This is a genomic window from Variovorax sp. 05L425 (assembly GCF_056397705.1).
Map to the genome: position 1 here is coordinate 1 of NZ_JBFTNY010000003.1, position 13,554 is coordinate 13,554.

Annotated in this window: 14 protein-coding genes; 4 read left to right on the forward strand and 10 right to left on the reverse strand. The window is 63.9% G+C overall.

Annotated elements, in window-relative coordinates; all coding sequences use genetic code 11:
- Positions 1-258: 258 nt before the first annotated feature.
- The 10 genes from AC1DN9_RS04130 to AC1DN9_RS04175 all read right to left on the reverse strand — a co-directional run bounded on the left by AC1DN9_RS04130 (position 259) and on the right by AC1DN9_RS04175 (position 9,895).
- Positions 259-1,170, reverse strand: a complete 912-nt coding sequence (locus tag AC1DN9_RS04130) for a polysaccharide deacetylase family protein (protein ID WP_478097564.1) — start codon at positions 1,168-1,170, stop codon at positions 259-261.
- A 5-nt stretch (positions 1,171-1,175) separates the two neighbouring features.
- A complete protein-coding gene (locus AC1DN9_RS04135) occupies positions 1,176-2,222 on the reverse strand; it encodes a bifunctional UDP-4-keto-pentose/UDP-xylose synthase (protein WP_478097566.1) in 1,047 nt (348 codons plus the stop codon).
- A 35-nt stretch (positions 2,223-2,257) separates the two neighbouring features.
- Positions 2,258-3,211: a formyltransferase gene (locus tag AC1DN9_RS04140; protein WP_478097568.1), complete on the reverse strand. Its 954-nt coding sequence runs from the start codon at positions 3,209-3,211 to the stop codon at positions 2,258-2,260.
- Positions 3,208-4,191, reverse strand: coding sequence for a glycosyltransferase (locus AC1DN9_RS04145; protein WP_478098124.1), 984 nt, complete (start codon positions 4,189-4,191; stop codon positions 3,208-3,210). Before AC1DN9_RS04145 ends, AC1DN9_RS04140 begins: the two co-directional genes overlap by 4 nt.
- 168 nt (positions 4,192-4,359) lie before the next feature.
- Entirely contained in the window at positions 4,360-5,490 is a 1,131-nt protein-coding gene (locus tag AC1DN9_RS04150; protein WP_478097570.1) for a DegT/DnrJ/EryC1/StrS family aminotransferase, read from the reverse strand.
- Positions 5,487-5,876: an SMR family transporter gene (locus AC1DN9_RS04155; protein WP_478097572.1), complete on the reverse strand. Its 390-nt coding sequence runs from the start codon at positions 5,874-5,876 to the stop codon at positions 5,487-5,489. The genes AC1DN9_RS04150 and AC1DN9_RS04155 overlap by 4 nt, the downstream gene beginning before the upstream one ends.
- Complete coding sequence (locus AC1DN9_RS04160) at positions 5,877-7,613, reverse strand: glycosyltransferase family 39 protein (protein ID WP_478097574.1); 1,737 nt, start codon at positions 7,611-7,613, stop codon at positions 5,877-5,879.
- A 141-nt stretch (positions 7,614-7,754) separates the two neighbouring features.
- Positions 7,755-8,585, reverse strand: a complete 831-nt coding sequence (locus AC1DN9_RS04165) for a hypothetical protein (RefSeq protein ID WP_478097576.1) — start codon at positions 8,583-8,585, stop codon at positions 7,755-7,757.
- A 19-nt stretch (positions 8,586-8,604) separates the two neighbouring features.
- Positions 8,605-9,279: a TetR/AcrR family transcriptional regulator gene (locus tag AC1DN9_RS04170; RefSeq protein ID WP_478097578.1), complete on the reverse strand. Its 675-nt coding sequence runs from the start codon at positions 9,277-9,279 to the stop codon at positions 8,605-8,607.
- A 115-nt stretch (positions 9,280-9,394) separates the two neighbouring features.
- Positions 9,395-9,895, reverse strand: a complete 501-nt coding sequence (locus AC1DN9_RS04175; RefSeq protein WP_478097580.1) for a phasin family protein — start codon at positions 9,893-9,895, stop codon at positions 9,395-9,397.
- 159 nt (positions 9,896-10,054) lie between these two features.
- Here AC1DN9_RS04175 and rfbB point away from each other — a divergent pair, with 159 nt between their 5' ends.
- Genes rfbB through rfbC form a run of 4 tightly spaced genes read left to right on the forward strand, consistent with a single transcriptional unit; the run spans position 10,055 to position 13,471 of the window.
- Positions 10,055-11,134: a dTDP-glucose 4,6-dehydratase gene (gene rfbB, locus AC1DN9_RS04180; RefSeq protein WP_478097582.1), complete on the forward strand. Its 1,080-nt coding sequence runs from the start codon at positions 10,055-10,057 to the stop codon at positions 11,132-11,134.
- Positions 11,131-12,042, forward strand: a complete 912-nt coding sequence (rfbD, locus tag AC1DN9_RS04185) for a dTDP-4-dehydrorhamnose reductase (protein WP_478097584.1) — start codon at positions 11,131-11,133, stop codon at positions 12,040-12,042. The genes rfbB and rfbD overlap by 4 nt, the downstream gene beginning before the upstream one ends.
- Positions 12,039-12,926 carry a glucose-1-phosphate thymidylyltransferase RfbA gene (rfbA, locus tag AC1DN9_RS04190; protein ID WP_478097586.1) on the forward strand — a complete coding sequence of 296 codons (888 nt, stop codon included), beginning with the start codon at positions 12,039-12,041 and terminating at the stop codon, positions 12,924-12,926. Before rfbD ends, rfbA begins: the two co-directional genes overlap by 4 nt.
- The gene (rfbC, locus tag AC1DN9_RS04195) at positions 12,923-13,471 is read left to right on the forward strand and encodes a dTDP-4-dehydrorhamnose 3,5-epimerase (RefSeq protein WP_478097588.1); all 549 of its coding nucleotides are present in this window, start codon (positions 12,923-12,925) and stop codon (positions 13,469-13,471) included. Before rfbA ends, rfbC begins: the two co-directional genes overlap by 4 nt.
- The last annotated feature ends 83 nt before the right edge of the window (positions 13,472-13,554 follow it).

The window sequence follows — 13,554 nt, forward strand, 5'->3', positions numbered from 1 at the left end:
TTCACACTACTTCCGGGGTCGCGAAGGTATGCCAGGACGGGCCAATCAAGGCGCGCGACGCCGCATGTGCGTTGGCACATGCAAGGAGCGCAACGCCGAGTGGCCCGTCCTGGCATACCTTCCCTTCGGGTTGCCGTGCAAAGGGGCCGGCTGCGGCGTTGCCCACGCTTGCAAGGCCAAAGCCTTGCTGCGCGCGGGCGCCTTGCATCCAGCCCCTTTGCACGGCAACGCGATCCCCGGAAGTAGTGTGAACAGGCCCTAGGCCGCCAAGGCCTCGCCTTGCACGGCCAGCAGGCCGGATCGCCCCGGCACGGTGCCCTGTTCCAGACGATGCCGTGGCAGGGTGGCGCTCGCGGACTCGTCGTGCAGGTCGCGCATGGCGACGAGCGAGTGCCCTTGCGCACGCCAGCCCGCGAGCAGGCGCTCGAACACCGAGCGCAGCTTCATGCCTTCGAGTTCGGCGTGCAGCGTGTAGACCTGGTCTTGCGTGGTGCCCGCGGTCAGGGCGAGCAGATGCTCGTGCACGTTGTCGACGGTGATGTCGTCGATGCCGATGAGTTCGTCGAGCGTCGGCAGCGTGGTCGGATACTGCGGTGGGCCGAGCACCTTGCCGTCGTCACCAACAGGTACGAAGGGATGCGTGCCGCGCGAATCCGATGCGAAGGTGATGCCCAGTGATGTTTCGGCCTTGGCGGCAGCAGGGTTGAATTGCCAGCCCGCTGCGCCGTGCAGGCGCGGCGGCGTGCCGAACACTTCGGCGTGGCGTTCTGTTGCCAGGCGCATCTCGCGCTCGGCCCAGGCGCCGTCGTGTGCCATGAGTTGGTCTTGCCAGCGCACGTGGTCCCAGCAGTGAACCCCGACCTCGAATCCCGCGTCACGAACGGCACGCAACGTAGCGGCTTCGCTGCGGCCGATGTCCGGTCCCGGCAGCAAGACGCCGTAGAGCAAGGTCTTCAGGCCGTAGTGCTCGAGCACGGATGTGCGCGAGACCTTGCTGAGAAATCCCGGGCGCAGCACGCGCAGGATGGCGCGGCCGGTGTGATCCGGTCCGAGGCTGAAGAGAAAGCTTGCGCCGGCACCCGCATCGGTCAACACCTTGACCAGCGGCGGAACGCCTTCACGCGTGCCCCGCAGGGTGTCGACGTCGATCTTGAGTGCGATGCGCGCCATCGCGCTCAGGCTTCCAGATCGGCGGCGGCAGCAGCGGCGTGATCGCTGTAGTACGCGAACAGCGCGCGCAGCGCGTCTTCCATGCCCACGGTGGGCTTCCAGTCGAGGTCCGAGATGGTCCGGCGGATGTCAGGCACGCGCTGCAGGACGTCCTGGTAGCCGCTGCCGTAGTAGTCATCCGCGGCGACGTCGATGAGCTTGACCTTCGCCGCGGCGTCCCGGTATTCGGGCAAGGTGGCCGCCAGGCTCAGCATCATGTTGGCGAGCGCGCGGATGGAATGGTTGTTGGCCGGATTGCCGATGTTGTAGATCTTGCTGTCGGCGACGCCGTCCTTGTTGGCGATGATCTTCACAAGCGCCGAGATGCCGTCGTCCACGTAGGTGAAGGCGCGCTGCTGGCTGCCGCCGTCGACCAGCCGGATCGGCTCGCCGCGCACGATGTGGCCGAGGAATTGGGTGATGACGCGGCTCGAACCTTCCTTCGGTGCATGCAGGCTGTCCAGCCCGGGGCCGATCCAGTTGAAGGGGCGGAAGAGGGTGTAGCGCAGGCCTTGCTCCTGGCCGTAGGCATGGATCACGCGATCCATCAGCTGCTTGGCGCAGGCGTAGATCCAGCGCGGCTTGTTGATCGGGCCGTAGACGAGGTTCGACGCTTCGGGATCGAAGGCCGCGTCGGTCGACATGCCGTAGACCTCGCTGGTCGACGGGAAGACCACGCGTTTTCCGTAGCGCACGCACTGCCGGATGATGGGGAGATTGGCCTCGAAGTCGAGCTCGAACACGCGCAGCGGCTCGCGCACATAGGTGGCCGGCGTGGCGATCGCCACCAGCGGCAGCACCACGTCGCATTTCTTCACGTGGTATTCGATCCACTCCTTGTTGATGGTGATGTCACCCTCGAAGAAGTGGAAGCGCGGGTTGTCGAGCCAGGGCTCGACGCGGTCCGACATCATGTCCATGCCGTGGACTTCCCAGTCGGTGGTCTCGATGATGTGACGCGTCAGGTGGTGACCGATGAAGCCGTTGACGCCGAGGATCAGGACTTTGAGCATGTGAATCTGCTTTTCTTGAAGGTAATGGGGGCTTCTCAGGCGTCGGCTTCGAGCCAGCGGGCGGAGAAGAGCGTTTCGAAATCGTGGGCGTTGAACGGCTTGGCATCGCCTTCGCGGCGGGCCGACAGGACGCGCAGGGTACTCCCGTCGGCCGCAGTCAGCCACAGCGTCTGGCCGTCGGTCCACAGGCGCAGGCCGCGACCGGGCGCTTCAGCGGGCGCGGCTGCATGCAGCGTGCGTTCGATGAGGACGCGCTGACCCTTGAAGGTCAGGAATGCGCACGGATAGGGCGGCGCGAGTGCGCGCACGAGGTCATGGGCTTGCCGGGCGCTCGCATCGTTGGGAATGCGCCCGTCTTCCGGACGACGCCCTCCGAAGTAGCCGCCCTGCGAGAGATCCTGCGGGCGCTCCACGGCCGTGCCGTCGAGCAGTCCCGGCAGGCATCGCGCCAGGACGATCTCGGCCGCGAGTGTCACCTTGCCGAACACGTCGCGGGCCGTGTCGTTGGAAAGAATGGGCACGGCGAACTGGTCGACGATGGCGCCGTTGTCCGGCTTTTCGTTCATGCGATGCAGGGTCGCGCCCGTCTCGCGCGCACCGTGGAGGACGGCCCAGTTCACGGGCGCGCGGCCCCGGTATTGCGGCAGCAGCGAGCCGTGCATGTTGAAGGCGCCGCGGCGCGGCATGTCGAGCCATTCGCGCTTCAACATCTGCCGGTAGTAGAAGGAGAACAGGAAATCGGGATCGAACGCGCGCGCGCTTTCAAGCAGCGCCGGATCGTGCGGATCAGCGGGCGTGACGAATCGCAGCCCTTGTTCCGCCGCCACGGACGCCACGCTGCCGAACCAGATCGTTTCGTTCGGCGAGTCGGTATGTGTCACGACCAGTCCGACGTCGACGCCTGCGTCGAGCAACACCTGCAGGCAGCGCACGCCGACATCGTGATAGGCGAAGACGATCGCGCGCGGCGCGCGTCCGGCGGCGCTCATTCCCTGCGCTCCAGGATGGCGCTGACCAGGTAGCGCGGCCGTGCCCGGACTTCCTGGTAGATGCGGCCGATGTACTCGCCGAGCAGCCCGATGCCGAAGAGGGCCAGGCCGATCAGCAGGAACACCAGCGCGAACAGCGTGAACACACCGCCCACTTCGGGGCCGAGGATGAGACGCCGTCCCGCCAGGATCACGAACAGCAGCCCCGAGAGCAGCGAGACGACGAGTCCCAGCATCGAGAAGGCCTGCAGCGGCACCAGCGAAAAGCCGGTGACGAGATCGAAGTTCAGGCGAATCAGGCTGTACAGCGAATATTTGGATTCACCGGCATGCCGCGCCTCGTGGCCGATCAACACTTCGGTCGGATGCTTGGCGAACTGATAGGCCAGCGCCGGGATGAAAGTGTTCATCTCGTTGCACTGGTTGATGAGCTGAATGACGTCGCGGCTGTACGACCGCATCATCGAACCCTGATCGGTCATCGCGATGCCGGTGAGCCGGTGCCGAAGCCCGTTCATCGCGCGCGAGGCCCAACGGCGCCAGGCGACGTCCTGGCGATCACGCCGGATCGAACCGACGTAGTCGGAGCCCTCGTCCATCGCCTCGAGGAGCAGGCGAATGTCCTCCGGCGGGTTCTGCAGGTCGGCATCGAGCGTGACGACGCGATCGCCGCGGCAATGCTCGAAGCCCGCGAGGATCGCCCGGTGCTGGCCGAAATTGCCGTTGAGCAGGATCACGCGCGTGACGTCCGGCCGACTTTCGAATTGCGCTGCCAGCAACGATGCCGAGCGGTCGCGGCTGCCGTCGTCGATGAAGACGATCTCGTACGCGAGCGCCAGTGCGTCGAGCGCGGGATAGAGCCGCTCGAACAGGGCGGCCAGCCCCGCCTCCTCGTTGTAGACCGGGATCACGACGCTCAGCGTCGGCCGGTCCGCCAGGAACGGTGGTTGCGTGATCGCCGAAGTAGCGGTGTCGTTCATCTGCATGTCAGTTTCCCGCCGCGCTTCGAGCGACCCACGACCCTTGGAACCGGCACAGCCGAGGCCAGAAACCCCGCGGAACCGGCTTGGCCGGGCCGCTGGGGTTGCCCCCGGAGAGGGGGTGTCCGAGCCACACGAAGTGGGCGAGGCTGGGGGTGAGCTTCATTTTCAGCGCAGCTCGGCCATGACGGTGGCAACCGCGGCACAGACGCGATCCACGTCGGCGTCGGTCATGGCCGGGAACAGGGGGAGCGTGAGCGTCCGCGCGCCGATGTCTTCGGCGACCGGGAAATCGCCCGGCGCGCAACCGCGCTTGCGGAACATGGAGAAGAGATGCATGGCGGGGTAATGCACGCCGACGCCGATGCCTTGCGCCCGCATCGCCGCGATGAAGTCGCCCCGGCGCGGCGCGAGTTCGCGCGGAAGCAGGGGCTGGAACATGTGCCAGTTGCCTTGCCGCGTCAGGTCGGCGGGAGGCAGTTCGAATCCGAGCGTGGTGTCCCATTGCGCGAGATAGCGCTCGGCCAGTTGCCGCCGGCGGATGTTGAAGTCGTCGACCTGCCGGAGTTGTCCCAGCCCGATGGCGGCTGCCACGTCGGTGAGGTTGGCCTTGCTGCCCCACTCCTCGACTTCCATGCCGCCGTCCGGAAGGCGGGTCACGCCCTGGAGGCGGAGCTTTTCGAAACGCCGCGCTTCATCCTCGTTGTTGAGGACCAGGCAGCCGCCTTCGGAGGTCGTGAAGTTCTTGTTGGCGTGGAAACTGAACGACACCAGGTCGCCGAAGCTGCCGATCTCGCGGTCGCCCCAATGGGAACCGAAGGATTGCGCCGCGTCTTCGACCACGCGGAGGTTGTGCTTCCGGGCCACTGCATTGAGCCGGTCACGATCCACCGGCAGGCCGGCGAGGTCGACCGGCAGCAGCGCGCGGGTGCGCGGCGTGATGGCGCGTTCCATCAGGTCGAGATCGATGTTGCGGGTCTTCGCATCGGCATCCACGAACACAGGCGTTGCGCCCACTGCGAGCACTACATTGGCAGTGGCCACCCAGCTCAGCGGCGTGGTGATGACCTCGTCGCCGGGACCGATGCCACACAGCCGCAGGCCGAGTTCCAAAGAGGCGGTGGCCGAGCTCACCAGCCGTACGGGCCGGCCGCCCAGGCGTTGCGACAGGGCCGCTTCGAGCGCCTGGCATTTGGGGCCGGTCGTGATCCAGCCCGAGCGCAGCACGTCGCCGACTTCGGCGATGGTGCGTTCGTCGATCGACGGGCGAGTGAAAGGAAGAAACGGTAGTGAACTCATGCGGTACTCCCGCTGCGGGCTACCAGGATCACGCCGACGATGATCACACCAATGCCCAACCAGCGCTGCAGATTGACGTCTTCGCCGAATAGCCACCAGGCAAGCATGGCATTGACGACGTAGCCGATGGAGAGCATAGGGTACGCGATGCTCACTTCGACGCGCGACAGCGCGATGATCCAGACCACCACGCTGATGGCGTAACAGGCCAGTCCGCCCAGGATGCCGGGGTGATGGGCGAGACCGAGGGCCGTCCGGAAGAGGGCGGGCGCACCGGCCGACATGGAGATCTCGCCGGCGCTGTTGGCACCGGCCTTGAGGAGAAGCTGGGCTACGGCGTTGAGCAGCACGCCGCTCAGGACCCACAGGAAATCAAGTGCTTTCATTTATTTCTTGGTGACCACGACGCGTCGCTGGTCTTCGAACACGATTCGCATCGGCAGGCCGCGCTGCTGGAGTTCCATCCACGTGTCCCGCCCCATGTAGGCGGCTGCCTGGGGCAGCGACTGCCAGCGGGCCACGAACTCGTCGAGCGACTTGATCCAGCGGTCCGGCTCCTGGATTTCGCCGAGGGCGAATTCATCGATGTACTCAACCAACGTCACCTCGCGCCCCAGGTAGAAGGGTAGCGTCTGGTCGTAGGCGCGAACGGAAAAGACCGGCGTGTCAGGCGTGATCTCGCGCTGCAGGATGGGCACCAGGGTTGCGGCGCTCTTGAGCTGGCCGTAGGTGTTGTGCGACTGCAGGACCACGGTGGTCCCGATCAGGTGGCAGAACGCCAGGCTCAGCACGGCCGCCGTGACCTTGCGCCGACCCAGGCACCACCAGGCGATGGCCGCGCCCACGAGGAAGACGGCGGCACCCACCCGCACGGCTGCGGCCATCGGCGCGAGCATCTCGGCCGGCGTGGTGAGCGAGACGAAGCGATCGGTTTGCGTCGAGACGACAAAGACCAGTCCCCAAGCCAGGACCGGCAACAGCAGATGCCAACGCAAGGCGGACGACGAGGCATCGCGCAACTGCATGGTGATCAACAGCGCCAGCGCCGGGAACATCGGCAGGATGTACGACGGAAGCTTGGAGCCCGACGCGGAGAAAAACAGGAAGATGAAGACGCACCAGACCAGCAGGATGTCGCGGGCGGAGATCGGCGGCCGACCGCTGTCCGGACTCTCCTTGCGGAACAGCCATGGCAGTGCGCCGGTCCAGGGCAGCATCCCGCCCAAGAGGAGGGGAACGTAGTACCACCACGCACCCACGCGTTGGTGCACGTTGGACACATAGCGCTGCCAGTGCTCGTGAATGAAGAAGAACTGTGCGAAGGAGGGATTGCGCGCCGATACCAGCACGAACCACGGTGTCGCGAGCACGAAGAAGATGAGCAAGCCCGAGAACCAGTGCATGCCTCGCCAGAGTTGCATGTTGCGCCGCCAGATGCTGACGATGACCAGCACGGCCCCGGGGATGGCGATGCCGACCAGGCCCTTGCTCAGCACCGCGCCGGCCATCGCGGCCCAGGCGAGCCAGATCCAGCGGCGGCGAGCGCGCACGTCCGACACGTCCGAAGTAGCGCTGTCGTTGGCCAGCAGCACGCCGCAAAGCGCCAGCGTGAGAAACAGCGTCAGCCCGGCGTCGAGCGTGAGGAAGTGGCTGTTGCCGACGATCCAGGTCGTCGACGCGGTGATGGCGAGCGCCCGGATGCCGGCCTCCCGGCCCCAGAGACGGCCGGCAGTGAAGCCGACGGCCAGCAGCGTCAGGAAGCCCGCCACGCCGGGCCACAGGCGCGCCGTGAAATCCGAAACGCCGAAGGCCAGGAAGGCCAACGCGCCGACCCAGTATTGAAGGACCGGTTTCTCGAAATAGAGGAGCCCGTTCAGGCGGGGCGTCACCCAGTCGCCGCTGCGCGCCATCTCGAGCGCGAGCGTGGCATAGCGGCCTTCATCGGGCGTGATGAGGGAGCGCGTACCGAGACTGACGAACCAGATCAGGCACAGCGCCGCGAGCAACAGCACCAGGCCCAGGGTGGTCCATGATGCGGTGCTTCGGGAGCTTGTCGTGGCAGAAGGGGCGAGCCGGTCGTCAGCGTCGGCGTTGGTCGCGCCGTAACGCTGATTGGCAGTCATCTTCATCGATCTTGGGCAGGCAGGAGGGAGTCTGGGTTGGAGTGCCGGGCCTTGGGCGGCCGGCCGAAGCCAACCCCCAAAGGTGCCTCATGGGGATGAATTCTAGGTGAACGCCGATGGTTCGCCGCCTGACCGTGGCGGTCAGTCGGAGAGGCCTGCGCGCGCCAGTTCAACGTCAAGCCGTTCGCGGGCATCTGCCGGTTCGAGGCCGGCCGCCTTTTCATAGAGCCGGGTCGCTTCGGCCATGCGCGATTCGCCATACAGCATCAAGAGCCCCCGCGCATATTCCATCAGCGCGATGGCCGAATGCGGGTTGAGTTGCAGGCCGCGCTCGAACAATTCGACCGCGGCCTCCGCCCGCACACCGTAAGTCATTCGGCCGACCAGCGCGCCAACCTTGTCGATGACCTCGGCGTGGAAGGCCGCGAGCGCGACATGGGCTTCGCCGTGGTGCGGTTGCAGCTCGATCACGCGCTCGAGCGCGCCCTTGACCTTGGATCCCAGGCCTTGCGCCAACGCGCGCGCCACGCTGATGCCCTGGCTATAGCGGCCCAGCGCGTAGGCTTGCCAATAGAGCGCCTCGCAGTTGTTCGGCTCCGTGGAAACCTGTGCGGTGGCGCGTTCGGCCACTTGTCTGAAGAGGGCCAGACGGGTCCCTTCGCGCGGCTCGAGATAGTTGGCGTAGATCGCAGTCGCCTGATTGGCGAGCGCCAAGCCCTCACGCCCCTGATTCAGGGCGACGTCGACAGCCCGCTCGAACTCCCCGCCGTGATAGAGGGCCCAACCCTCCGCCAGCGGGCCCGGCGCCGGCGGCGGGATGCCCTGGCCGATATGCAGGCGAGACCAGTGCTCCACCACACTCGACGCATCGAAGCGAGGCGTATCCCGGTAGGGCATTCGAGTCCAGGGCCCTGTCGTCGGCGTGTGGCTGCTGGACAGCCGCGGGAGGGGTTGGAGGTCCGGGTGGGTCATTCAAAAAGAAATATTCAAGTCAGACCGTTGCAGGTTGATCTTCGCCCGAATAGGCGCAACTGAGTGTCAGCAAATGCCTCCGCTGCTCCGTTGCCAAATAGGGCGCCAACAGGTGCAGTGTGTGGTGGGCGCCGCGCAGCAGCGCACCCTGGGCGTGGGCCGGCTCCAGGGCTTCACGTGGATTGCGCACGTATTCATAGCTGAGCCAATAGGTCAGCACGACCACCATGCTTTGCGCGAGTGTGTCGACCTCGCGCGAGTCGATGTCGAGGTGGCCGGCCTGGCTGAGCCCGGCGAGGAGGGCGCGAATGGCGCGTGCCTTGTTCTTGAGCACCAGCTGGAACTGCGTTTCGAGGTGCCGGTTCTTGCTCAGGAGGTCGTTGAGATCGCGATAGAGGAAGCGGTAGCGCCAGATCAGCTCGAAAAGACTGTGCATGAAGAACCATGCATCCTCGACGTCGTGAACGCCCTGGCTCGCGTGCAGCAACTCGTTGAGCTCCGTCTCGTAGCCTTCATAGAGCCGGTTGATCAGCTCGTCCTTCGCGGGATAGTGGTAGTAGAGGTTGCCGGGACTGATGTTGAGTTCGCCTGCGACCAGTGTCGTCGAGACGTTCGGTTCCCCGAACCGATTGAACAGGTCAAGTGCGGCTTCGAGGATGCGTTGTGCAGTGCGGCGTGGCGCTTTCTTGGCCATGTCGTAGCCCCGTTTTGTCTCTGGGGGACACTCTAGCGCAAGTTGTGGCGGCGCAGGGCGTTGAGCGCCGCTTGTCCCGCGAAGACCGGGAGGCCTGGCCTCCGGTCAGGGCTTATCAGTCGCCGCCGAGTGTGCGTCGCTGCGAGGGCTTTGCCGTCGAGGGCTTGGTCGTATCGGACGACTTGCGCACGGTCGTCTTGCGCGCTGCAGCATTCGCCGGTGCACTGGCGGCCTCCTTGCGACGCAATGCCGCTTCGAGGGCCTCGACCCGTGCCTGCAGCGCCGCCACCTCCTGGGCCGACGGCATGCCCAGCTTTTCGAGGGCGCGCGCGACGCGGTCCTCGAAGATGTTCTCGAGCTTGCCCCATCCGCCGGCGGCTTTTGTGCCGAACTCGCTGGCGAAGCCAGCCATTCGGGCTTGGGCCTGGGCCAGCGTTTCTTCGGCGGCCTGCTGGGTGCGCTTCTGGACGCCGACGCCGTCCTTGACGAGCGCCTCGAAGGCCTTGCTGCCTTCCTGCTGCATCTTGGCGAAGGCGCCGAGGCCGGCTAGCCAGATTTGTTGGGCGGAGTCTTTGATGCGGTCGGTGGACTTGTTGTCGTCTTGGGGGGTGGACATAGAGGGATCCTTTAAGCGCCACGACACTCTAGCCGCGGAAGACAGGTTCCGTGTAGAGGCCGGGTTCTAGCTGCGGATTGAAACATTTACGAATGGGATAATGCCCCGCTTGAGCGCCGGCAGGCGGTTAGATTATTCGGACAACAACGAGGGACCCACATGATTCTGGTTACCGGCGGCGCGGGCTTCATTGGCGCTAATTTCGTTCTCGACTGGATTGCGCAAAGCGAGGAAGCGGTCGTCAATCTGGACAAGCTGACCTACGCTGGAAATCTGGAGACGCTCTCATCGCTGAAGGCCAACCCGAAGCACGTCTTCGTGCAGGGTGACATCGGCGACAGCGCCCTCGTCGACAAACTGCTCGCCGAGCACAAGCCCCGCGCAGTGGTCAATTTCGCAGCCGAATCGCACGTTGATCGCTCGATTCACGGACCCGAGGATTTCGTGCAGACCAATGTGCTCGGGACATTCCGACTGCTCGAATCGGTGCGTGGCTATTGGAATGGATTGCCGGCCGATCAAAAAGAAGCCTTTCGTTGTCTGCACGTCTCGACCGATGAGGTTTACGGCTCTCTCTCTGCATCCGACCCGGCTTTCACGGAAGAGAACAAGTACGAGCCCAACAGCCCCTACTCGGCCAGCAAGGCGGCAAGTGACCATCTGGTCCGGGCATGGCATCACACGTATGGCCTGCCGGTGGTCACGACCAATTGCTCGAACAACTATGGTCCGTTCCACTTCCCCGAGAAGCTTATCCCTCTGATGATCGTCAACGCGCTCGCCGGCAAGTCGTTGCCGGTGTACGGTGACGGCATGCAGGTACGCGATTGGCTCTACGTCAAGGACCACTGCAGCGCGATCCGTCGGGTTCTCGAATCCGGGCGCCTCGGCGAGACCTACAACGTTGGCGGCTGGAACGAGAAGCCCAACATCGAGATCGTCAATACCGTCTGCGCGCTGCTCGACGAACTCCGCCCTCGCGCCGATGGCAAGAGCTACCGCGAGCAGATCACCTACGTCACAGACCGTCCTGGCCATGACAGACGCTATGCGATCGATGCGCGCAAGCTCGAACGCGAGTTGGGCTGGAAGCCGGCTGAGACTTTCGACACGGGCATTCGCAAGACGGTCGAGTGGTATCTGGCGAACGCCGAATGGGTGCGTAACGTTCAGAGCGGCGCCTACCGCGAATGGGTCCAGAAGCAATACGCGGGCGCTCCCGCGAAGGCGCAAGCATGAAGGTGCTACTGCTCGGAAAGGGCGGGCAGGTCGGCTGGGAATTGCAGCGCAGCCTGGCACCACTCGGCGAACTGGTAGCGCTCGATTTCCACAGCACGGATTTCCACGCGGACTTCAGTCAGCCAGAGAAGCTAGCAGACACTGTGCTCAGGGTGCGGCCGGATGTCATCGTCAATGCGGCGGCGCACACGGCCGTGGACAAAGCGGAAAGCGAGCCGGAACTCGCGCGAAAGCTCAACGCAACGTCGCCCGGCGTGGTTGCGCAGGCTGCACAGCAAATTGGCGCGTTGATGGTTCACTACTCGACGGACTATGTCTTCGACGGCAGCGGGACGCGGCCCTGGCAGGAGGGTGATGCTACTGGGCCGCTCAGTGTGTATGGCAGTACCAAGCTCGAAGGCGAGCAACTGGTGGCGCAGCACTGCGCGCGCCACCTCATTTTTCGCACGAGTTGGGTCTATGCGTCGCGCGGCGGCAACTTCGCGAAGACCATGCTGCGTTTGGCACAGGAGCGTGAACGGCTTACGGTCATTGACGACCAATTCGGCGCACCGACCGGGGCTGAATTGCTGGCCGATGTGACGGCGCACGCGATTCGCGACACGCTGCGCGAACCAGTCAAAGCCGGTCTCTACCACCTTGTCGCCGGCGGCGAGACCGCTTGGCATGGCTACGCGCGCTTCGTGCTGGAACAGGCTCAGGCTGCTGGTATTGAACTCCAAGCGTCGCCCGCGTCCGTCGACCCTGTGCCGACCAGCGCATTCCCCACACCTGCCAAGCGCCCACACAACTCTCGGCTCAACACTGACAAACTGCAGGCTGCATTTGATCTCAAACTGCCACATTGGCAACAGGGTGTCGCACGGATGCTGAACGAGACCTTCCAACTTCAACACGCAACAAAATGACCGAACGCAAAGGAATCATCCTGGCTGGTGGATCCGGTACGCGCTTGCACCCCGCTACATTGGCGATCAGCAAGCAACTGCTCCCGGTGTACGACAAGCCGATGATCTACTACCCGTTGAGCACTTTGATGCTAAGTGGCATACGCGACATACTAATTATCAGCACGCCACAGGACACGCCGCGCTTTCAGCAATTGCTGGGCGATGGCAGCCAGTGGGGCATCGATTTGCAGTATGCGGTGCAGCCGAGTCCTGATGGACTGGCACAGGCGTTCATCATTGGCGAGGCGTTTCTGAGCGGTTCGCCGAGTGCCTTGGTGTTGGGAGACAACATCTTCTACGGCCATGATTTTGTGAATCTGCTGGCGGCCGCTGATGCGCGAGCGGCCGGAGCGACAGTCTTCGCTTATCACGTCCATGACCCTGAGCGATATGGTGTGGTCGCGTTCGATGCCGACGGAAAGGCCAGCAGCATCGAAGAGAAGCCAACGAATCCCAAGAGCAGCTACGCGGTGACGGGACTCTATTTTTACGACAACCAAGTTGTCGATATTGCGAAGTCTGTCAAGCCCAGCGCGCGCGGCGAACTCGAGATAACAGCAGTCAATCAAGCGTACCTAGACATGGGCGGCTTGAACGTGCAGATCATGCAGCGCGGCTACGCATGGCTCGATACTGGCACCCATGAAAGCTTGCTCGAGGCGGGCCAGTTCATCGCAACGCTGGAGCACAGGCAGGGCCTCAAGATTGCATGCCCGGAAGAGATCGCATGGCGCCACGGCTTTATCGACAAAGAGCAGCTCGCGCGGCTGGCGGAGCCTTTGCAGAAGAACACTTACGGAAAGTATCTGTCTCGATTGCTCTTGGATGAGGTGCGCTCGTGAAGGTGATTCAGACGTCAATTCCCGAGGTGTTTGTGCTCGAGCCAAAGTTGTTCGGGGACTCGCGGGGTTTCTTCCTTGAGAGCTTCAATCAGAAGGACTTCGACCAGGCCCTCGGCACACATGTCGACTTCGTCCAGGACAACCACTCGCGTTCCGTGAGGGGTGTTTTGCGAGGGCTGCATTACCAAATTCAACAGCCACAGGGCAAGCTCGTCAGGGTTGTGCGCGGTTCGGTCTTCGATGTGGCGGTCGATATTCGCAAGAGTTCACCGACCTTCGGCAAATGGGTTGGTGTAGAGCTTAACGAGGACAATCAAAGGCAGTTTTGGGTGCCACCAGGTTTCGCGCACGGTTTTTTGGTGTTGAGCGAGATGGCGGACTTTCTCTACAAGACGACTGACTACTACGCCCCGATGCACGAACGATCGATCGCGTGGAATGACAAGTCCATTGGAATCGAGTGGCCCTCTGTCGGCAAGCCCCCCGCGCTCTCCGGCAAGGATGAAGCGGGCAAACCATTGTCTGATGCGGAAGTTTTTGAGTAGCGACGTCGGGCGGAATGAGACGCGGCGCTCGGCGTTCGGAACTTGGCATTGATACTCGATAAGCGCGATAGCTGTACCCAAAA